16 protein-coding genes are annotated in these 20,403 nt (G+C 69.5%); 12 read left to right on the top strand and 4 right to left on the bottom strand.

Features of this window, described 5'->3' with window-relative positions; all coding sequences use genetic code 11:
- Positions 1-53: 53 nt before the first annotated feature.
- On the bottom strand, positions 54-686 hold the full coding sequence (locus tag AC1DYG_RS06015; RefSeq protein ID WP_477638981.1) for a DJ-1/PfpI family protein: 633 nt from the start codon (positions 684-686) through the stop codon (positions 54-56).
- 129 nt (positions 687-815) lie between these two features.
- Between AC1DYG_RS06015 and AC1DYG_RS06010 the strand changes: the two genes are divergently transcribed.
- Both AC1DYG_RS06010 and AC1DYG_RS06005 read left to right on the top strand, forming a co-directional pair.
- The gene (locus tag AC1DYG_RS06010) at positions 816-3,563 is read left to right on the top strand and encodes a helix-turn-helix transcriptional regulator (protein WP_477638980.1); all 2,748 of its coding nucleotides are present in this window, start codon (positions 816-818) and stop codon (positions 3,561-3,563) included.
- 166 nt (positions 3,564-3,729) lie between these two features.
- Positions 3,730-5,292 carry an MFS transporter gene (locus tag AC1DYG_RS06005; protein WP_477638979.1) on the top strand — a complete coding sequence of 521 codons (1,563 nt, stop codon included), beginning with the start codon at positions 3,730-3,732 and terminating at the stop codon, positions 5,290-5,292.
- A 99-nt stretch (positions 5,293-5,391) separates the two neighbouring features.
- On the opposite strand, the gene AC1DYG_RS06000 is transcribed toward AC1DYG_RS06005, so the two are convergent.
- A complete protein-coding gene (locus AC1DYG_RS06000) occupies positions 5,392-6,651 on the bottom strand; it encodes an alpha/beta hydrolase (protein ID WP_477638978.1) in 1,260 nt (419 codons plus the stop codon).
- A 345-nt stretch (positions 6,652-6,996) separates the two neighbouring features.
- Complete coding sequence (locus tag AC1DYG_RS05995; protein WP_477638977.1) at positions 6,997-7,788, bottom strand: IclR family transcriptional regulator; 792 nt, start codon at positions 7,786-7,788, stop codon at positions 6,997-6,999.
- 125 nt (positions 7,789-7,913) lie between these two features.
- On the opposite strand from AC1DYG_RS05995, the gene AC1DYG_RS05990 reads away from it, so the two are divergent.
- Genes AC1DYG_RS05990 through ptsP form a run of 4 tightly spaced genes read left to right on the top strand, consistent with a single transcriptional unit; the run spans position 7,914 to position 12,947 of the window.
- Positions 7,914-8,705 carry an MIP/aquaporin family protein gene (locus tag AC1DYG_RS05990; protein ID WP_477638976.1) on the top strand — a complete coding sequence of 264 codons (792 nt, stop codon included), beginning with the start codon at positions 7,914-7,916 and terminating at the stop codon, positions 8,703-8,705.
- A 36-nt stretch (positions 8,706-8,741) separates the two neighbouring features.
- Complete coding sequence (gene dhaK, locus AC1DYG_RS05985) at positions 8,742-9,743, top strand: dihydroxyacetone kinase subunit DhaK (RefSeq protein WP_477638975.1); 1,002 nt, start codon at positions 8,742-8,744, stop codon at positions 9,741-9,743.
- 2 nt (positions 9,744-9,745) lie between these two features.
- Positions 9,746-10,381: a dihydroxyacetone kinase subunit DhaL gene (dhaL, locus tag AC1DYG_RS05980; protein ID WP_477638974.1), complete on the top strand. Its 636-nt coding sequence runs from the start codon at positions 9,746-9,748 to the stop codon at positions 10,379-10,381.
- A 58-nt stretch (positions 10,382-10,439) separates the two neighbouring features.
- On the top strand, positions 10,440-12,947 hold the full coding sequence (gene ptsP, locus AC1DYG_RS05975) for a phosphoenolpyruvate--protein phosphotransferase (RefSeq protein ID WP_477638973.1): 2,508 nt from the start codon (positions 10,440-10,442) through the stop codon (positions 12,945-12,947).
- Between the two features lie 32 nt (positions 12,948-12,979).
- Here the strand turns inward: ptsP and AC1DYG_RS05970 are convergent, their stop codons facing one another.
- Entirely contained in the window at positions 12,980-13,567 is a 588-nt protein-coding gene (locus AC1DYG_RS05970) for a helix-turn-helix domain-containing protein (RefSeq protein ID WP_477638972.1), read from the bottom strand.
- Between the two features lie 165 nt (positions 13,568-13,732).
- Here AC1DYG_RS05970 and AC1DYG_RS05965 point away from each other — a divergent pair, with 165 nt between their 5' ends.
- From AC1DYG_RS05965 to AC1DYG_RS05940, 6 genes are all read left to right on the top strand, one after another.
- Positions 13,733-14,650: an ABC transporter substrate-binding protein gene (locus AC1DYG_RS05965; RefSeq protein WP_477638971.1), complete on the top strand. Its 918-nt coding sequence runs from the start codon at positions 13,733-13,735 to the stop codon at positions 14,648-14,650.
- Between the two features lie 2 nt (positions 14,651-14,652).
- Positions 14,653-15,555 carry an amino acid ABC transporter permease gene (locus AC1DYG_RS05960; RefSeq protein ID WP_477638970.1) on the top strand — a complete coding sequence of 301 codons (903 nt, stop codon included), beginning with the start codon at positions 14,653-14,655 and terminating at the stop codon, positions 15,553-15,555.
- The gene (locus AC1DYG_RS05955; protein WP_477638969.1) at positions 15,555-16,349 is read left to right on the top strand and encodes an amino acid ABC transporter ATP-binding protein; all 795 of its coding nucleotides are present in this window, start codon (positions 15,555-15,557) and stop codon (positions 16,347-16,349) included. The genes AC1DYG_RS05960 and AC1DYG_RS05955 overlap by 1 nt, the downstream gene beginning before the upstream one ends.
- 2 nt (positions 16,350-16,351) lie before the next feature.
- Positions 16,352-17,323 carry an agmatinase gene (gene speB / locus AC1DYG_RS05950; RefSeq protein ID WP_477638968.1) on the top strand — a complete coding sequence of 324 codons (972 nt, stop codon included), beginning with the start codon at positions 16,352-16,354 and terminating at the stop codon, positions 17,321-17,323.
- Positions 17,320-18,915 carry a thiamine pyrophosphate-binding protein gene (locus tag AC1DYG_RS05945; RefSeq protein WP_477638967.1) on the top strand — a complete coding sequence of 532 codons (1,596 nt, stop codon included), beginning with the start codon at positions 17,320-17,322 and terminating at the stop codon, positions 18,913-18,915. The genes speB and AC1DYG_RS05945 overlap by 4 nt, the downstream gene beginning before the upstream one ends.
- Before the next feature lie 66 nt (positions 18,916-18,981).
- Complete coding sequence (locus AC1DYG_RS05940) at positions 18,982-20,400, top strand: gamma-aminobutyraldehyde dehydrogenase (RefSeq protein WP_477638966.1); 1,419 nt, start codon at positions 18,982-18,984, stop codon at positions 20,398-20,400.
- Positions 20,401-20,403: the final 3 nt, after the last annotated feature.

Raw genomic sequence — 20,403 nt, 5'->3', positions numbered from 1 at the left:
TGACACCCGCCCGGCCCGCGGGGCGCGAGCATCCCGAGCGCCGCGCGTGCCGGTCAGATGGGCGGCTGAGGGTCGTACTGCACGTCACGGCGCACCGCGCGGGCCCGGTCGGGACCTGCGAGCCGCGCCACGAGGTGCAGCGCCATGTCGATGCCGGCGCTCACACCGGCGCTGGTGATGACGTCCCCGTCGTCGACGAACCGGGCGGTGTCGTCCACGTCGATCGACGGGTCCAGCTCGTGCAGCAGCTCCAACGACTCCCAGTGCGTGGTGGCAGGCCGTCGAGACAGCAGACCGGCAGCGGCGTACACCAGGGCGCCGGTGCACACGCTGGTCATCAGCGGGACACGTGCGCGCTGCCCACGGACCCAGGCCAAGTGGTCCTCGTCGCGCATCAATGCTCGGGTGCCCTGACCGCCCGGGTGGATCAGCACCCGCATCGGCGGCACGTCAGCGAACGAGTGATGGGCGCCCATGACCAAGCCCTTGGAGGCGCGGACCGGCTGGCCGTCCTTGGACACGAACGAGACTGTCCAGCCGTCCTGCGGGTGGGTCAGGGTCCAGTTCGCCAAGATCTCCCAGGGGCCGACGGCGTCGAGCTCTTCGACGTCGTCGAACAGCAGGATGCCGATGTGCTTGGTCGTAGCAGGCTGATTGGGGTCCACGACGACGGTGGGGGAGGTCATGGAGAGTCCTTCGGTTTGGGCACGGTGTACTTCGGTGAGTCCACGATGCGCCCTGCGTGGCAGGTCTCGCCCCGGCCAATGTGCCGGGATGCCGCCTTCGGTGGCCTGGACCGGAGGTACGGTCGGCTGGTGCTACACGGCCGCGAGCGGGAACGCGGGCAGCTTGCCGCCCTGGTGGAACAAGCCCGCGCCGGATCGGGCGCCGTCCTGGTCGTCCTGGGGGAGCCCGGCGTCGGCAAGACTGCCTTGCTGCGCGACCTGACCACCGTCCAGCAGGCTGGTCAGGGTGGGAACGTTCGTGTGCTGCGCACAGCCGGCGTGGAGTCCGAGTCGCCGTTGCCGTATGCCGCGCTGCACCGACTGCTCCGTCCAGTCACCGATTTCGACCGGCTACCTGTGCCTCAGGCGCGAGCGCTGCGGGTCGCGTTCGGCCTCGAGGACGGACCCACCGTCGAGCCGTTCCTCGTGGGGGTCGCCACCCTGTCCGTGTTGACCGACGCAGCCGAGCCGGGTGAGCCCCTTCTCTGTGTGGTCGACGACGCGCACTGGCTCGACTCGGCCAGCGCGGACGCGCTGCTGTTCGCGGCCCGTCAGCTGGCTGCGGACCCGGTTGCCATGGTCTTCGCCGCCCGAACCGGTGACGGGGGCGGAGCGGCGTTCGCCCCGCCAGGGCTGCCCGTCCTCGAGGTCAGCGGCCTCGACGACGACGCTGCCCGTCAACTGCTTGACGAACGCGTCGGCGACCCGATCCCGGGCGAGGTAGCCGAACGACTCCTCCGCGACACCGGTGGGAACCCCCTCGCCCTGCTGGAACTGCCCTCCGTGCTGAGCCCCGCGCAGCTGCACGGGAAAGAGCCGCTGCCGCAACAGCTCACGTTGACCGGGGGAGTGGAACGCGCCTTCCTGGACCGGTGCCGTCGCCTGCCCGAACAGGTGCAGACGCTGCTGCTGGTGGCCGCCGCCGACTCCACCGGGCGGGTCGCCACGGTCCGGCATGCGGCCGCCATTCTCGGCGTGCACGCGACCGCGTGGGCGGTCGCCGAGCGGTCGAGCCTGTTGACCATCGTCGGCGACACGATGACTGTGCGGCACCCGCTGGTGCGGTCCGCCGTGTACCAGGCGGCCACCGGCTACGAACAGCGCCAAGTGCACCGCGCCCTGGCGGATGCGGTTGGCACCGACGACCCGGACCGCGCCACGTGGCACCGGGCCGCCTCAGCCGATGGACCCGACGCTGAGATCGCCGACGCCCTCCACGACGTCGCAGTCAGAGCCGAGCGACGCGGCGGCCACCTCGCCACCGCCGACGCGTTCGAACGCTCAGCCGCACTCACCGTGAGCGAACCTCACCGCGCCACCCGTCTGTTTGGGGCCGCGCGCGCCTCGTGGGCAGCAGGTCAGGCGGTCCGCGCGCGCACCCTCGCCTCCTCAGCTCGTGACCTCGCCGCCGACCCGCTGCAGCGCGCCGACATCGACCGGCTCCGGGCCCGCATCGAGGTCAACGTCGGGTCTGCCGTCGACGCGCACCGCATCTTCACCGTCGCGGCCCGCACCGTCGCCGACCACGACTTCGGCCGTGCCCTGGAGATGGCGTGCGCCGCAGCCCTGAACCGCACGTACGGTGCCGACAGCGGAGCCACCCTGACCACGGAGGTGCTGGCACGGCTGCTGACGGCGTCCGAGCAGGACACCGAACGCACCGCGTGCCTGCGGCTGCTGCTCGCGACCTTGACCGCGTCCGGGGACCAGGACTGGGCCCGCGCGGTTCCCGCGCTCGAGCGGGCGCTGGAGGCTGGACGCCAGGTCGAGGACCTGGACGTGATGGGCAACCTCGGCAACACCGCCCTGCACCTTGGCCACGACGAAGGAGCCCGCTTCTACTACTCCGCCATGGTGTCCACCGCCCGAGAGGCCGGGGCCGGCATGGTCGTCCTCTACGCCTTGGAACGGCTCATGTTCGGCCAGCTCCCCACCGGACCGTGGACCGCAGTACGCAGTTCTGCCGACGAAGCCCTCACCTTGTCGCGCAGCGTCGGCCAACCCACCCTGACCGCAGCTCCACTGGCCTGCCTGACCCTGCTGGCTGCCCTGACGGGCAGCGACGACTTCGACCAGTACCTCACCACCCTCGAGGACGTCGCAGCCAGACACCCGCTGGGGATCATGACCGGCCCGACGCACGACGTCACCCGATGGGCCAAGGGCACCCGCGCCACCGCCCAAGGTGATGCGGCAGCAGCGCTACACCACCTGTCCGGGATGCGAGTCCCAGCGCTGCACCGGTTGGCGGTCGTCGACCGGTTCGAGGCAGCCGTTCGAGCCGGCGACACCAACCAGGCCCTGGCCTGGGTGGACGAGCTCGCCCCGTTCGCGACCGGGACCGGCTACCCGTGGGCCCTCGGCGCGCTCGACCTGGGCCTCGCCCTGACCGCGACTGAGCCATCCGACGCGACCGCGGCGTTCGACCGGGCGGTCGGGCACTACCGGCACGCAGCGCGCCCCTACGACCTGGCACGGACCCAGCTCGCCTACGGCGAGTTCCTGCGACGCACCAACCGCCGCGTCGACGCTCGAACCCACCTGCGGGCAGCACTGGAAACGTTCACTGACCTGGGCGCCACGCCGCTGACCGAACGCGCCACCGGTGAGCTGCGCGCCTCGGGTGAGACCGCCCGCAAGCGAGATCCCTCCACGCTGTTGGACCTGACCCCGATGGAGCGCAAGGTCGCCCAGCTGGTCAGCACTGGCCTGTCGAACAAGGACGTCGCCGCCCAATGCTGGGTCTCACCTCGCACGGTGGCTTTCCACCTGCGCAACGTGTTCACCAAGGTCGGCGTCAGTTCACGCACCGAGCTCGCCCAGCTCCACCTCGGCTGACCCTCCACCCGCCCCGCGCGGGCACGCGCTCCGGTCCGCCGGCGGCATACCCCGGCCAATTGACCGGCGCGAGCCCTTGGCGTTCGGACGACGGTAGGTCCCACCATCGCAACTTCGGCGTTGGGACCAGAAGCAGAGCTTCACCGAGACCGCCCAAGGAGTTGTCATGCACGCCAAGCCCGCCGCCGAACCGCTCGCAATCGATACCGCCGCGCCCACCGCAACCACACCTCAGACCCCCATCGCAACCACACCCCACGCCCCGACCAGCACCACCCGCCGCGGCCACACACCCACCCTCAACCACCACGGCGACAGCAACGACGGACCCCGCAAGTCGTGGGTCGTCCTGGCCCTGGCCCTCGCCGCCCAGATTCTCGTCGTCCTCGACATCTCCGTCGTCAACACCGCCCTGCCGTCCATCGGACGCGACCTGCGCCTGGACGGGTCCGACCTGCAGTGGGTCGTCACCGCCTACCTGATGATGTCCGGCGGCGGGCTCCTGTTCGGGGGCCGCGTCGCCGACCTGCTGTCCCGCAAGTGGGTGTTCCTGACCGGCCTGACCGTATTCACCGTCGCGTCCGTCGTCAGCGGATTCGCCAGCAGCGCAACGGAGCTCATCGCCGCCCGCGCAGGCCAGGGGCTGGCTGCCGCCTTGATGACCCCCGCCGCGCTGTCCATCATCATGACCACCTACTCCGGAGCGCAGCGCCGCCTCGGACTCACCCTCTGGGGTGCGGTCGGGTCCCTCGGCGTCGCCGCCGGCGTCCTCCTCGGCGGAGCCCTCACCACGTGGGCCGGCTGGCAGACCATCTTCTGGATCAACGCCCCTATCGGCGCCGTCGCACTCCTCGTCGGCCTCAAGGTCATCCCCGCCGCCACCACGCCGCGCGTCACCCTCAAGCAGTTCGACGTCGCCGGTGCCGCCACCGTCATCGGCAGCCTCGCCGCCCTCATCTTCGGCCTCGGCGCCACCGAGCAGCACGGCTGGCTCTCCGCCCGCGTGCTCGTAGCGTTCGCGGTCTCGGCGGTCCTGGCGGTCGCGTTCAAGGTGAGGGAGAACAACGCTGCGAACCCGCTCGTCCCGCCGCACACGTGGAAGGTCACGTCCCTGGTCTCGGGCACCACGGTCATGCTCGGCGTCACCGGCATCCTCGTCGGCACGGTCTTCCTGGCGTCCATCTTCGTCCAGACCGTCATGGGGTACTCCGCCATCCGCGCCGGCGTCGCGTTCGTGCCGTTCGCGCTGGCCATCACCCTGGGCACCGTCGTGGCCCGGCACGCCATGGCTCACGGCACCCCGCGCGCCATCGCCGCCATCGGCCTGGTCATCGTGGCCGGTGGAGCGGTCCTGCTCGCGCAGGCATCCGCCGGGTCCAGCTTCGCCACCGGCGTCCTGCCCGGCCTGGCCATCATCGGCCTCGGCGTCGGCATGGTCTTCGCCCCAGTGTCCGTGACCGCGATGGCTGGCATCCCTCCCCAGCACGCCGGCATGGCATCCGGGTTCCTCATGACCGGCCACGAAGTCGGCGCCGCGCTGGGCGTAGCCATCCTGTCCGCGGTCGCCAGCACCGCCGGCAGCCTTGCCAGCGCGACCGGCATCGTGAACGGGTTCGGTCGCGGGTTCCTCGCCGCCGCAGGCATCGCCGCAGTGCTCGCCGTGTTCGCTTTCCTGCGGATGCCCGCCACCCGGGTCGAGGGCGGCGCCGGCATGCACATGCACCACTGAGACACGCCACCAAGACGCACGACCGATCACCTCTTGCGGGGTGCGGCAACCCGAGCCAGCTCGAGCGCCGCACCCCGACTGGAGGTCTGGGGCCTTGTTCTACTTGGCCAACGGACCCTTGCTCCGCACCGCTGCCAGCACGTCCAAGATGGCTTGGGTGCTCTGGGCCGCATCCGTCTGCTTGGCGACCAGGTCCTCATGAACGGCACCGGCGATGGTGCGTTGCGCACTGTTCGTCGACAGGGCCGCCATAGCGGCCTGCTTGGTGAACCAGTCCGGTGCGCTTCCCTTGCCCGCGGTCAGCACGACGAGGGGCTTGGAGCCGAAGTCGGTCAGCTGCGCCGCCTGCTCCATCGCCGTGTTGGCCTGGACGTACTCGTCGATGGTGCTCTTGACGGTGTCTGCCTTCGCGATGCTGGCGCGGATCTCGTCGCGTGACCGCGGGGGTAGCGTGCCAGCCTCCACATGCGCGTACAGCCTGCTCAGGCCGACCTCTCCGGAGGTGGCGACCATCGCCGACAGGTGACTTATCACGTCGTAGGACCCGGCAACCTTCCGCGTCGTAGGGTTCACCGCCGGCTTGGGTGCCGTGGAGTCCAGCAGCACCATCCCGACCACCTCGTCGGGGTACTGGGCGGCGAAGGCCAGCGTGTACAGGCCGCCGAACGAGTGACCGGCCAGGACGTATGGACCGCGGATGTCCGCGCGCGCCAGCAAGGCGTGCAGGTCGGCCACCAGGGCGGCACCGTCCTGCGGGGAGTCAGCCGGCTCGCTCCATCCCCGACCAGCCCGGTCGTACACGCACACCTTTGTTTGTCGGGCGACTGCCGGCGCAATCCATCCCATGTTCGAAGAGAACTCCCCAGCACCAGGCTGGAGGAGCACCGTCGGGGTCCCGGTCCCCGTGCAGCGCAGGTGCAGGCTGCGCCCGCCAATGTCGACCAGCTGACCACGCATCGGGTAGGCCTTCGCATCCGCTCGCGCGCCAAGCACCTGGTACGCGCCACCGACCGACGCCAACGCCAACACCGCAAGCAGCGGGTAGACCAGGAGCGGGCGGCTTCGACTGCGCAGGTGCCGCCGGGCTTGGACCCATGCCCAGAGCGCCAGCACCAGCAGAACAGGTGGCCACACCCATCGCAGCGCGCCCATCACGGACGAGCCAAAGGCGAGGAGGAGCACACCACCCGCGGCCATGAACGCTGCCAGCGCCCACGCCCACCGCTGCGGCTGGTCGGTCAGCCGATCGGAGAGCGCAGCCAACAGTGCCCACCCCAGCGCGCAACCGCACAACAGTGCACCCGTGACGCGGGGGACTTCGTCAGGGACGAACGGGGCAACAGCCAGGAGCACAGCCACCAACCAGCCAGCGGCGAACGAGGCCGTAACAACGAGTCCGATGCGCCCCCGGCCGCTTGGACCTTCATGCGTGGAGGGCTGCTGGTCCCTGCGGTGAGGTGTCGGAGAAGGTGCGGTCGGGGTAGTAGTCACGATGGACTCGATTCCGTGCACTGCTGGCGTCGCGCGAGTACAGGAAGCCGCACTTGAGGCACGTGCCGTCACTTCACAGTAGGCGTCACATCCCCGCGCCAGAACCCCCCGATGGGACTACTTGGGCTCGCGCCGGACCCGTGGCTATGAGCGAAATGCGGGAGCGAGCGAGTCAGTTCCGGTATGCCGTCTGGCCGGGTGGAGGTCCGGGTCTCAGCCCCGCGGCCGGTCGTGCGCTCTGTTGTCGCCACTTGGGCGTGGTGGCCACAGCTGGGAGCCAAGCTCTCGCGACACGGACCGCGCGGTGTCGCGAACCAGGTCGCGTGACTCGTGGCGGGAGGCCTCGCCATCGGAGGGGATCACGACGCCGATGGCCCCGATTGCCTCCCCGTACGAATCGAAGATGGGGCTCGCCAGCGAGCTCTCGCCGAGCACAGCCTCGTCCTGCTCGACGGCGATGCCAGTCGACCGGATCACGTCCAGCTGCTCGCGGAGCTGGTCGGGGGAGGTGATCGTCTCGCCGGTCATGCTGCGCAGCTCTCCGGAGGTCAGCACCCGCTTCTCATCCTCGGGGAGGAAGGCGAGCAGGGCCTTGCCCAGAGCGCTTGCGTGGGCCGGGATGACGATGCCCACCTCCGGCATCTGGCGGCCGCCGTCGGGGCGTGGCTCATGGTGGATGATCACGACGTCGTCGATGAGCAGCACGCCGGTGCGCACGGCGAACCCGGTGCGTCGGGCGAGGTCCTCGGCCCAGGGGATCGCCTTCGACCTGAGCTCGAGCGTGTCGAGGTAGACGTTGCCGAGCCGAAGCACGGCGGGTCCGAGCTGGTAGCGGCTCGAGCCGCGCTCCTGCACGACCATTCCGTGCTCGACCAGGCTGCGGACGATGCCGTGGGTGGTCGAAGGCGCCAGGTCAAGGCGGGCAGCCAGCTCCGACAGGCTCATCCGACGGGCGCCCTGCAGGGCGCTGAGAACCCGGATGGCGCGGTCGACCGATTGGATCACGTTTGTCCCTCCGCAGTGACGCAGATCACGAAAACTCTTGCCTCCTAGTGAATCACAGGTGTAGCCTCCAAATCACGTTCGACAATATCGAATGTCATTCAACTACTTGCAAAGGGGCAAGGGCGATGCTCGACGAGACCACCCTCCTTCAGCGCTTGGGCGCTGAGGTCATCGGAACGGCTTTCCTGGTGTTTATCGGGGTGGGGTCCGTCCCCGCCACCCTGATCGTCAACGGCAACGCGCCGTTCACGATGGCCGACCTGGGCGTCATCTCTCTGGCGTTCGGCACGATCGTCGTGGCCACCGTCTATGCCCTGGGGCATGTGGGTGGCAATCACATCAACCCGGCGGTGACCCTGGGCCTCGCTGTCTCAGGCAAGTTCCCCTGGGCCCAGGTGCCGGCATACATCGGGGCTCAGGTCGTCGGCGCGATCATCGGCGCTGCCGCGATCCTCGGTGTTCTCGGCCAGAAGGCGAGTGATGTGGGCCTGGGCGTTGCGTCGTACGGCGACATCAGCAGCCTGCAGGCCTTCACGGCCGAGTTCGTGGGCACGTTCATCCTCGTGTTCACCATCTTCGGCGTCATCCACCGCAAGGCAGCCGCCGGGTTCGCCGGCGTCGCCATCGGGCTGGTCGTGTTTGCGGCCATCATCCCTGTTGCTCCGGCAACGGGCGCATCCATCAACCCGGCTCGTACCGTTGGTCCCATGCTTGTCCAGCAACTCGCCGGCGGCGCGGTGAAGTGGGCCCAGCTCCCGGTGTACGTGGCAGCCGAACTCCTCGCCGGAGCCGTCGCTGCCGTCCTGTACGGCCTCCTCACCCGCACGCCGGCTGACCGTTCCGTCGCGGCTCCCGGGCTGGATCTCGGCGAGCCCGACGCCTCCCTGACCGTCACGCGCCAGACCAGCACCGTCTGACTTGTCCGCACCCCGTCGACTTCGAAGGAGACTCTCATGAAGAAGCTGATCAACGACCCGAATGACGTCGTGGTGGAAGCACTGCGTGGCATCGAAGGCGCTCACCCCGAGCTGCGGGTCGACCACGAAAGCAAGGTCATCTACCGCGGTGACGCCCCGAAGAGGGGCAAGGTTGGCCTCATTTCGGGCGGGGGGTCGGGGCACGAACCGCTGCATGGCGGATTCGTCGGCCTGGGGATGCTGGACGCGGCCTGTGCCGGCGAGATCTTCACCTCGCCGGTGCCCGGGCAGATCTTGGCTGCGACCAAGCTGGTGGACGGAGGTGCAGGGATCCTGCACGTCGTCAAGAACTACACCGGCGACGTCATGAACTTCGAGATGGCGGCCGAGATGGCGGCGGCGGAGACCGGAGCACGGATCGTCTCGGTGGTGACCGACGACGACGTGGCGGTCCAGGACAGCACGTGGACGGCAGGGCGTCGCGGCGTCGGCGTCACCGTTCTCCTCGAGAAGATCGCCGGGGCGGCGGCAGAGCAGGGTCGCGACCTCGACGAGGTCGCCCAGGTCGCCAGAACCGTCAACGAGAACGGCCGGAGCATGGGCCTTGCCCTCACTTCCTGCACCGTGCCGGCTGCAGGCCGGCCGACTTTCGACCTCGGTGACGAAGAGATGGAACTCGGTGTCGGCATCCACGGCGAGCCGGGCCGTGCGCGGTTGCCGCTCGCACCGGCCAGCGAGATCGCCGCGCTCCTGGTCGAGCCGATTCTCTCCGACCTTGCGTTCGACAGGGGTAACCCCGTCATCGCGTTCGTCAATGGTCTCGGCGGCACTCCGCTCATCGAGCTCTACGTGGTGTTCAACGAGGTCCAGAAGATCCTGAGCGGGCGTGGCGTGCCCATCGCCCGCTCGCTCGTCGGCTCCTACATCACCTCACTCGACATGGCGGGCGTGTCGATCACCCTGCTCAGGGTCGATGACGAGCTGCTCTCCCTCTGGGACGCTCCTGTCAACACTGCTGCACTGAGATGGGGCATCTGAGGATGAGCGAGAACGTGACCGTGGCGGTCTTCGGGCAATGGGTGCGCAGGTTCGCGGACCTGATCGCCGAGAACCGTGAGTTCCTGACCGAGCTCGACGCGGCGATCGGCGATGCCGACCACGGGTCGAACATGGACCGGGGCATGAAGGCCGTCGTGGTCGCGCTCGACGAAACCCCGCTGCCGACGGCTGGCGCCCTGCTGAGCAAAGTCGGGATGACGCTGGTGTCCACGGTCGGCGGCGCGAGTGGGCCCCTGTTCGGGACGCTGTTCATGCGGATGGGCAGCTCGCTGGGGGCCGCCGAGACCGTCTCGGCAGCCGACGTCGCGGCTGCCCTTCGAGCCGGGCTCGGGGGCATCGTCGATCGCGGCAAGGCCGGGCCGGGCGACAAGACCATGTATGACGCCCTGGCACCGGCCGTCGATGCCCTGGAGGGCGCGCTCGCGGACCACGCTTCCCTGGCCACTGGGTTGAAAGCTGCCCGGTATGCCGCCGCCTCAGGCCGCGACGCGACGATGCCGATGCTGGCCCGCAAGGGACGGGCGAGCTATCTGGGCGAACGGAGCGTGGGGCACCTCGATCCCGGCGCCGCGTCGGTCGCCCTCTTGCTCGAAGCGGCGGCGGATGCGCCGTTCTGAGCCATTGACCTGATTCAGGACCCAGAGAAATCGCGACCAGGAGCGGAGTGCAGTCGAAATGACCAAGAGCCATGCCGCGGACTCGTCGTCGGCGGATCCCCAGAGCGGCGTCGGGTTGGTCGTGGTTTCCCACAGCCGCGCGCTTGCCGACGCTGCGGTGGCCCTGGCGGCGGAGATGCTGCACGGGCGTCGGCTGAGGATAGAGGTGGCGGCCGGTCTTGACGACGCCAGCTTCGGGACCGACGCGGTCGCGATCATGGAGGCCATTGGGCGAGCCGACGGGCCGGAGGGGGTCGTCGTCCTCATGGACCTCGGCAGTGCCGTGCTGAGCGCCGAGCTGGCGCTCGACCTGCTCGACGACCCTTCGGCCCGCGATCGGGTGACGCTCTCGCCCGCCCCCTTGGTGGAAGGCCTCATCGTCGCCGCCGTGGCGGCTGCGGGTGGAGCCAGCCGGGATGAGGTCGCCGCCGAAGCGCGAGGCGCCCTGATGGGCAAGGCAGGGCACCTGGCGATCCCGGAGCAGGGCCCCGCCGAGCGGGGCGACGCAGCCGAGGGGGAGGTCGTCGGAGTGTTCCGTGTCGACAACCCCCACGGACTGCACGCCCGGCCCGCCTCCCGCCTGGTGAGCGAGGTGCGTGCGCTGGACGCCTCCGTGCGGCTGCGCAACCTCACCACAGGTGCCGGACCGGTTCCCGCAGGCAGCCTCAGCCGGGTCGCGACCCTGTCAGCCATGCGGGGCCATGAGGTCGAGGTCTGCGCCTCAGGGCCCCAGGCGCGAGAGGCGGTCGAGCACGTCCTTGCCCTCGCGAAACGCCGGTTCGACGAGACGCTCGGTGGTGATGTCGAGCCAACTGCTCCACCTCGAACCGCATCGAGCACCCATGGCCCCTTGCCTGCATCTCCCGGGATCGCGATCGGCCCCGCCAGGCGGCTGACTTCCGAGCCGGTCGACCCCGACCAGCGGCCGGCGGGAGAACCGGCTGTTGAGTGGCGACGCATCGTGGAGTCGGTGGCGGCTGTGCGTCGGGAGATCGAGCACGCCCGGGTCGTGACGGCGCGACGAGTGGGTTCCGAGCAGGCGAGCATCTTCGACGCACATCTCTCCCTCTTGGCCGACGCCGAGCTCCTGGCCGACGTCAAGGCCGGCATCGGAGCCGGCCTCGGGGCGGCAGGCGCCTGGACCCGCTGCCTCGCCGAGGTGGAACGCGAGTGGGCCGCTCTCCCCGACCCTTACCTCAGGGAGCGCGCGGCGGATGTCCGTGCGGTGGGCGACCAGGTGATGCGCGCCCTGACCGGGCAGACGGCACGACGGCTGACGGCCAGGGGTGTCCTGGTGGCAAGCGACCTCACCCCCGCCGAGACGGCCGGTCTGGACCTGGAACTGGTGACCGGAGTGCTCCTCGCGGAGGGCAGTCCGACGTCGCACGCCGCCATCTTGGCCCGGGCCCGCGACATCCCCGTCGTCGTGATGGCCGGCGATGAGGTCCTGAGCATCCCCGAGGGCAGCACGATCCTGCTCGACGGCGGCAGCGGCGAGTGGCACGTAGACCCCCCACGGGAGCTGATGGAGCAATTTCGCCGCGGTGCCGCTGACCTGGCTCGGCTCCGCGCCGGGCAGATCGCCCTCGCCGAGAAGCCGGCGGTGTCGAGTGACGGCACGGCTGTGCTCGTGGCGGCCAACCTCGGCTCGGTGACCGACGCTCGCGCCGCCCTGGCAGCCGGAGCCGACGGTGCCGGCCTCGTCCGCACCGAGTTCCTCTTCCTGGATAGGCAGACAGCGCCCAACGTCGACGAACAACAAGGTGTCTACGACGAGATCGCCGAGGCGATGGGCGGTCGTCGGGTCACCTTCCGCACGCTTGACGTCGGGGGCGACAAGCCCCTGCCGTACCTGCCGATGCCTCAGGAGGCGAACCCCTTCCTCGGCCAACGCGGCATCCGGCTCAGCCTTGAGCACCGCGACCTCCTGCGTGACCAGATGGCGGCCATCTGTCGCACGGCGCGGCACGCTCGAACCAGCATCATGATCCCCATGGTGTCGACGCCCGACGAGATGATCGAGGCGCGTCAGGTGCTCATGGAGGCAGCTGGTCCATCGGGGATCCCGGAGGGCTTGCGCATCGGCACGATGATCGAGATTCCAGCTGCTGCGCTCAAGATCGAGGCTTTCCTGCCCCACGTCGACTTCGTCAGCATCGGCACCAACGACCTGACCCAGTACGCCCTCGCGGCCGAGCGCGGGAACGGCGCTGTCGCGGCCCTCTCTGACGCCCTTGATCCGGGGGTCCTCCGCCTGATCGACCTTGTATGCCGAGCAGCAGGCGGTCGTATCGACGTCGCAGTCTGTGGCGAGGCCGCCTCCGACGAGCTGGCCATCCCGGTACTGATCGGACTGGGTGTCAGGGAGCTCAGCGTCGCACCTCCCGCCGTGCCCAGGGTCAAGGCGGCCATCCGTGAGCTCGACGTCGAGCGCTGCGCATCCGTGGCCCGACAAGCCCTCACGCTGGCCAACGCCAACGACGTCCGCAAGCTCGTGCTGGCCGCCATGGCGGAGGCCGCGGGGTGATCCGCATGCGGCGGGCCCCCACGCGGGGTTCCTCAGGAGCTGCCGCTCCAGGGCGCGGGCGACAGGATCCAGACCATCTCCGCCGTTCGTGAGGTGCTGGTGTTCTCCCAGGTGTGCGGCTCCCCGCCAGGAAAGGTCAGCGCGTCGCCTGCGGTGAGTCGCTGGCGGCGGTCCGAGAAGATGAGCTCGACCGCACCCTTGAGCACATAGAGAACCTCGAGCTCGCAGTTGATCGTGTACAGGTCTGCGCCTCCCGTGGCACCTGGTTCTGCCGAGGTGTGCACCAGCTGCACCCTGGCCTGGCCCCGAGGGGTCATCAGCTGCTCGCTGACTCCGGTGCCACCGAGGTTGATGGCCGGCGCCGACTCGCGGCGGACGAGTGCCACCTGGGGTGCGCTGAAAAGAGAGCCGACATCGACGCTCATCACCTCGCAGAGCGTGATGAGGGAGCTGACGCTGAGGGAGGTCTCGTCGCGCTCGACCCGGCTGAGGAACCCCTTGGTGAGCCCGGAGGCGGTGGCGAGCTGGTCGAGGGTGAACCCGTTCGCCTTGCGTGCGGCGCGCAGGCGTGCGCCTAGTCGAACCCCGCTGTGGGTGGGGGAGACGGGGACCGGGCGCATCTGCGGATCCTCTCTGGCCGAGCGACACGTTGCCGCCCTCGGTGAGGGCGACTGTACGGGCTGCTGCGTCCAAATCGGGCTGCACCCCTTGACATCCCATCATGCCTGCCCGATCCTCGTGACACAACCTTTGTTGCTCTACACGAAACATCAATGGAGATGACCATGCAGCTTCGACACCTCGCACTTGCCGGCACCATGGCCGCAGTCACCATCGCGTCCGGCTGCGCAGCCCCGGACGAAGCAGGATCCGGCGGGAGCAGCTCCAGCGGCGGCCAGACGTCGACCGTCGGCTCGCTCACCAAGGACGACGCAGTCGCCGCGAAGCTCCCGGCCGCCATCAAGTCCTCGGGCACGGTCCGCGTTGCCTCGGGCGTGAGCTTCCCGCCGATGGAGTTCTTCGACACCGACAACAAGACCGTCCTCGGGTTCGATGCCGACCTCGGCGCCGCCCTCGGCCAGGTCCTCGGCGTCAAGTTCGAGTTCCAGAACACCAACTTCGACGGCATCATCGGCGGGCTCGACGCGGGTCGCTACGACCTGTCGCTCACGAGCATGATCGACAAGAAGTCCCGCCAGACCACGGTCGACTTCGTGGACTACCTGAACTCGGGTGTCACGTTCATGGTCAAGAAGGGCAACCCTGCTGGTCTCAAGGACAAGCTCGACCTCTGCGGCAAGTCGGCGGCCGTCGAGAAGAGCGCCACGGGCGACCTGTCCGTCGACGACATCACCAAGGAGTGCACGGCTGCCGGCAAGCCCGCGGTGAAGAAGCAGCCTTTCCCGGACCAGGCCAGTGCCGTCCAGGCGTTGCAGTCCGGCCGCGCCGACGCCGTCGTCGCCCTCGACCTGACGCTTGCGTACAACGTCAAGCAGGCGCCGAACGCGTTCGAGGTGCCCGCCAAGCCGTTCGGCACCCTGCCGGTCGGCATCCCGGTGCCCAAGAAGAGCCCCGAGCTGCGGGACGCGGTCCAGGCGGCCCTGCTCAAGGTCATCGAGTCGGGCACCTATGACCAGCTCCTGGCCAAGTGGAACCTGCAGAACCAGGCGCTCGAAGGCGCACCGCTCAACTCCGGGAGCTGACCATGACCGCAGATGTCGTGCACGCCGCCGAGGTAGGGCACGCCGAGGAGCCGGTGGTCCGCCTCCGGCACCCCGGCCGGTGGGTGGCAGCGGCTGTCCTCTTGGTCCTGGCCGCGATGTTCGTCAACTTCGTGGTGACCACCGAGCAGCTGCGGCCGGACCTCGTGTTCGGGTACCTGTTCGAGCGCTCGATCCTGCGAGGCCTGCTCGTCACCATCGAGGTGACTGCAGCGGCCATGCTGGTCGGGGTCGTCCTCGGCACCCTGCTGGCCGTCATGCGCCTGTCCGAGAACCCGCTCCTGCGGGGAGTGGCTGGCGGCTACGTATGGCTGTTCCGCGGCACGCCGATCCTGGTGCAGCTGCTCTTCTGGTTCTTCCTCGGGACGGTGCTCCCGAAGGTCAGCCTGGGTATCCCCTTCGGACCCGAGTTCTTCAGCATCTCGAGCAACACCTTGATCACCCAGTTCGTGGCAGCCATCCTGGGACTCGGCCTCAACGAGGCCGCCTACATGGCCGAGATCGTGCGGGCCGGCATCGGCTCCGTGGACCGCGGGCAGACCGAGGCGGCGCAGGCCCTGAGCATGAACCCGGGCCTGACCTACCGCAGGATCGTCCTTCCCCAGGCCGCAAGGGTGATCGTGCCACCCACGGCCAACGAGCTGATCTCGATGCTGAAGCTCACGTCCTTGTGCCTGGTCATCGGACTCCCAGAGCTGCTCACGACTGCCCAGCTCATCTACGGACGCAACTTCCAGCAGATTCCGCTCCTGATCGTCGCGAGCATCTGGTACATCGTGCTCACCACGATCCTCACGGTGGTGCAGTCACGCATCGAGCGCCGGATGAGCAGGGGAGTCCTCGGTGCGCAGGTGCGCCGCAACCGCTTCGCGATAGGAGGTCGGTGATGACCAGCACGACAGCAGGCCGGACGACGCCGACCACACCCATGGTCGAGGCCATCAACGTCCGCAAGGTGTTCGGCGACAACGAAGTGCTCAAGAGCGTCAACCTGACCGTCCGGGCTGGGGAGGTGGTGTCCTTCCTGGGACCGTCCGGGTCGGGCAAGTCGACCTTCCTGCGCTGCATCAACCACCTCGAACGCATCGACGGTGGCGAGATCAGCGTCAACGGACACCTCGTGGGCTACCGACGCAGCCACGGCAAGAAGTACGAGCTCAAGCCCAAGGAGGTCGCGGCGGCGCGGCGCGACGTGGGGATGGTCTTCCAGCGGTTCAACCTGTTCCCGCACCTCACGGCCCTGCAGAACGTCATGGAGGCGCCGGTCTTCGTCAAGGGAGTCCCCAAGGTTGAGGCGCAGGCCCGAGCGCGCGAGCTCCTGGATCGGGTTGGTCTGGCAGACAAGCCGGCGGCCTACCCAGCGCAGCTCTCAGGCGGCCAGCAGCAGCGCGTCGCGATCGCCCGGGCGCTGGCCATGGAGCCGGCCCTGATGCTGTTCGACGAGCCCACGTCCGCGCTCGACCCGGAACTCGTCGGCGAAGTGCTCGATGTCATGAAGGGCCTCGCTGCCGATGGGATGACGATGATCGTCGTCACCCACGAGATCGGCTTCGCGCGTGAGGTGTGCGACCGCGTCGTCTTCATGGACGGCGGGGTCATCGTCGAGGAGGGGAAGCCCCACGACGTCTTCAGCAACCCCCAGCATGCCCGGACCCAGTCCTTCCTCTCGAAAGTGCTCTGACCATGGCTGACCATGCCACCGCAACAACTCCGCGCGGTCCCGTCGACGCGACGGTCACGCCCCGCTACGGCGGGCCCGCCACCTTCGCCCGACTTCCGCGCCTCGACGAGGTCGAGCTGGCCGACGTCGCGGTGCTGGGTGTCCCCTTCGACTCCGGGGTCAGCTATCGTCCCGGCGCCAGGTTCGGTCCGGCCCACGTCCGGGCCGCCTCCAAGCTGCTGCGCACCTACAACCCGGTCCAGGACGTCGAGCCGTTCGCTGTGCAGCAGGTCGTCGACGCCGGCGACATCGCCTGCAACCCGTTCGACATCCTCGAGGCCGTCCGCCAGATCGACGAGGGGGCCCGTGAGATCGCGGGGACAGGAGCCAAGCTGCTGACGATCGGCGGCGACCACACCATCGCGCTGCCACTCCTGCGCGTCCTGCACGAACAGCACGGCGAGATCGCCGTCGTCCACTTCGACGCCCACCTCGACACGTGGGACACCTACTTCGGCGCACCCATCACCCACGGCACGCCCTTCCGTCGTGCCAGCGAGGAGGGCCTGATCGACAAGACCGGCAGCATCCACGTGGGGATCCGCGGACCGTTGTACTCACCCCAGGATCTCAGCGACGACCAGGTGCTCGGCTTCCAGGTCATCGGCTGCCACGACATGGACGACCTGGGCTGGAAGGGCGCCGTCGAGCGGATCAAGGCCAGGGTGGGGGACCGGCCGACCTACGTGTCCCTCGACATCGACGTGCTGGACCCCGCCTTCGCCCCGGGCACGGGCACCCCGGAGGCGGGCGGGCTGACCAGCCGTGAGCTGCTCAACATCCTGCGCGCCTTCAGCGAGTTCAACCTCGTGGGCGCGGACATCGTCGAGGTGTCGCCCGCCTACGACCACGCGGAGATCACGGGCATCGCTGCCGCCCACGCGGCATACGAGCTGATCTCGGCGATGGCACCGCGCGAAGGGGCTTCCTCATGAACGAGACGGTCACCGGCGGCGCCGCCGTCATCGACTCCCTGGTGGCGCACGGGGTGACGGACGTGTTCGGCATCCCGGGCACCCACAACCTCGAGCTCTACCGCTACCTGCCGGCGTCAGGGATCCGCCACGTCGTCACCAGACATGAGCAGGGAGCGGGGTATGCCGCGGATGGCTACGCCCGCGTCAGCGGAGGTCCGGGTGTGCTCATCACCACCTCGGGTCCCGGCATCACCAACGCCGTGACGGCTCTCGCGACGGCCTATGCCGACTCCATCCCCGTCCTCGCCGTCTCGCCCGGCGCCCCACGCGGGCGCGTCGGCGCCGATGTCGGCTGGCTGCACGAGGTGAAGAACCAGCAGGCTGCCCTGGACGCCGTCACCGGGCGCAGCATCCGCGCGGAGTCGGCGGACGACATCCCAGGCATCGTGGCCGACATCTTCGAGGGCTTTGCCAGCCGCCGCCCGCGGCCAGTTCACCTCGAGGTCCCGGTCGACGTCCTCGAGGGTGACTGGTCCCGCAGGCCGTGTGCGCCCCGCCCCCTCCCCGGCGCCGCACGACCTGACCGCGCCGCCGTGGATGCGCTGGCAGCGGCCCTCCTGGGCGCAACGAACCCCCTCGTCGTCGCCGGCGGCGGCGCGCGAGACGCCACGGCCGAGCTGCGCGCCCTGGCAGAGCTCGGCATTCCCGTCCTCACGACGGTGAACGGCAAGGGCGTCCTCGACGAGACCCACCCCGCCTCACTGGGGGCCGGGGCTCGACTCGGCGCCGCCCACGACGCCGTCAACGAGGCCGACGTGCTGCTCGTCGTCGGGTCCGAGCTCGGCGACTCCGACCTCTGGGGCGGCACCGTCGCGCCTGGGAGGCAGGGGGAGCGCACGGTGGTGCGCATCGACGTCGATGCCGCCCAGGCGCACAAGAACGTCCGAGCCGACCTAGCGATCGTCGCCGATGCCCGTCTCACCCTCCGCGATCTCGTGGATGCACTGCGCGACAAGGGGATTCGTGGCTGGGACCTGGCGCGAGCCGCGACGCTCCGTGTCCAGATCGATGCCGAGGCGGCCCAGTCCGGCGCTGCGTGGGAGCCGATCCAGCGATCCCTTGCGGAGGCCCTTCCGGCCGACACGGTGGTCGCCGGGGACAGCTCCCAGGTCACCTACTACGGGACCGTGCACTCGTGGCCGTTCACGCCGGCCAACCGGCTGCTCTACCCGACCGGCTACGCGACCCTCGGCTACGGCCTGCCCGCCGCGATCGGGGCCAAGATCGCCGCTCCCGGCCGATCGGTCGTCGCCCTGTTCGGAGACGGTGCCGCGATGTTCTCCATCCAGGAGCTCATCACGGCCACTGAGCAGGGCCTGGCCATCCCCGTCGTGATCGTCGACAACGGCGGCTATGCGGAGATCCGGGAGCAGATGGTGGACCGAGGCATCGAGCCGCAGGCAGTCGACCTCTACCGTCCCGACATCCCGGCCCTGGCCAGGGCCATCGGGGCTCATGGCGTCGAGGCCGCATCCGTCGACGAGCTGGGACCCCTTGCGGCACAGGCTCTCTCGGCGGACCGCCCCACAGTCATCTACCACCGCGTCTGACCACACCCACCCCTCGCTGATCACCCCTCGCTGATCACCGCTCATCGACACCTGCTGGAGTTCGTCATGCCTTCCCTGCGCAACATCGTCAACGGCCGGCCGGTCTCGTCGGCCGCCTCGATGCAGTTCCACGACCCTGCGACCGGGGCGGTGCTCGGTGACGCTCCGCTCTCCTCCGCGGCGGAGGTGGATGCGGCAGTCGGCGCCGCGTCCGACGCGTTCGTCAGCTGGCGTCGCACGACACCCGCCCAGCGCCAGCGATCGCTGCTGCAGCTGGCCGACCTGGTCGAGGTGCACGCCGAGGAGCTGCTCGACTGCGAGGTGCGCAACACCGGCAAGCCGCGGTCCCTCACCCGTGAGATGGAGCTGCTGCCGTGCATCGACCAGCTCCGGTTCTTCGCCGGCGCAGCGCGCGTCCTGCAGGGTGTCGCCAGTGCGGAGTACGAAGCCGGATTCACCTCCTCCATCCGGCGTGAGCCCATCGGGGTCATCTCGCAGGTGACGCCGTGGAACTACCCGCTGATGATGGCGATCTGGAAGATCGGGCCTGCCCTGGCGGCGGGGAACACGGTGGTCCTCAAGCCGTCCGACACCACGCCGTGGTCCACGGTCCGGCTGGCCGAGCTGGCCCAGGAGGTGCTGCCACCCGGGGTGTTCAACGTGGTGTGCGGCGACCGCGACACCGGTCGGGCGCTGGTGTCCCACCCACGGCCCGACATGGTGGCCATCACCGGCAGCACCCGGGCCGGGTCCCAGGTGATGGCCTCGGCTGCCGAGACGCTGAAGAACGTCCACCTCGAGCTGGGGGGCAAGGCGCCGGCCGTGGTCTTCGACGACGTCGACCTGGCGGCGACGGCCGAGGCGATCGCCGGCGCCGGCTACTACAACGCGGGGCAGGACTGCACGGCCGCCACCCGCGTCCTCGTGCACGAGCGGGTGCACGACGAGTTCGTCGGCCTGCTGGCATCGGCCGCCTCGGCCCAGCGCGCGGGCCATCCCGACGACGCCGATGTCGCTTTCGGCCCGGTGAACAGCGTGGCCCAGCAGGCGCAGGTCGAGGGCTTCCTCGAACGGCTGCCCGCCCACGCCTCGGTGGTCGCGGGCGGGACGAGCCACGGCCCGGGCTACTTCGTCGACGCCACGGTGGTCGCAGGCGTGCAGCAGGACGACGAGGTCGTGCAGCGCGAGATCTTCGGGCCGGTGCTGACTGTGCAGCCGTTCCGTGACGAGGCCGACGCCCTTGCCAAGGCCAACGGCGTCGACTTCGCGCTGGCTTCGAGCGTCTGGACCCGCGACCACGGCCGCGCGACCCGGCTGTCGGCCGACCTCGACTTCGGTGTCGTCTGGGTCAACTGCCACCAGGTCATCCCGTCCGAGATGCCGCACGGCGGGTTCAAGCAGTCAGGAGTCGGCAAGGACCTTTCGATCTTCGGGCTCGAGGACTACACCCGGGTCAAGCACGTGATGAGCAGCCACGCCTCGTGACCG

This window comes from Pedococcus sp. P1_H8, from assembly GCF_056405175.1.
Note: the sequence above shows the minus strand (reverse complement) of the source record. Positions and strands in the feature narration are given on the sequence as shown.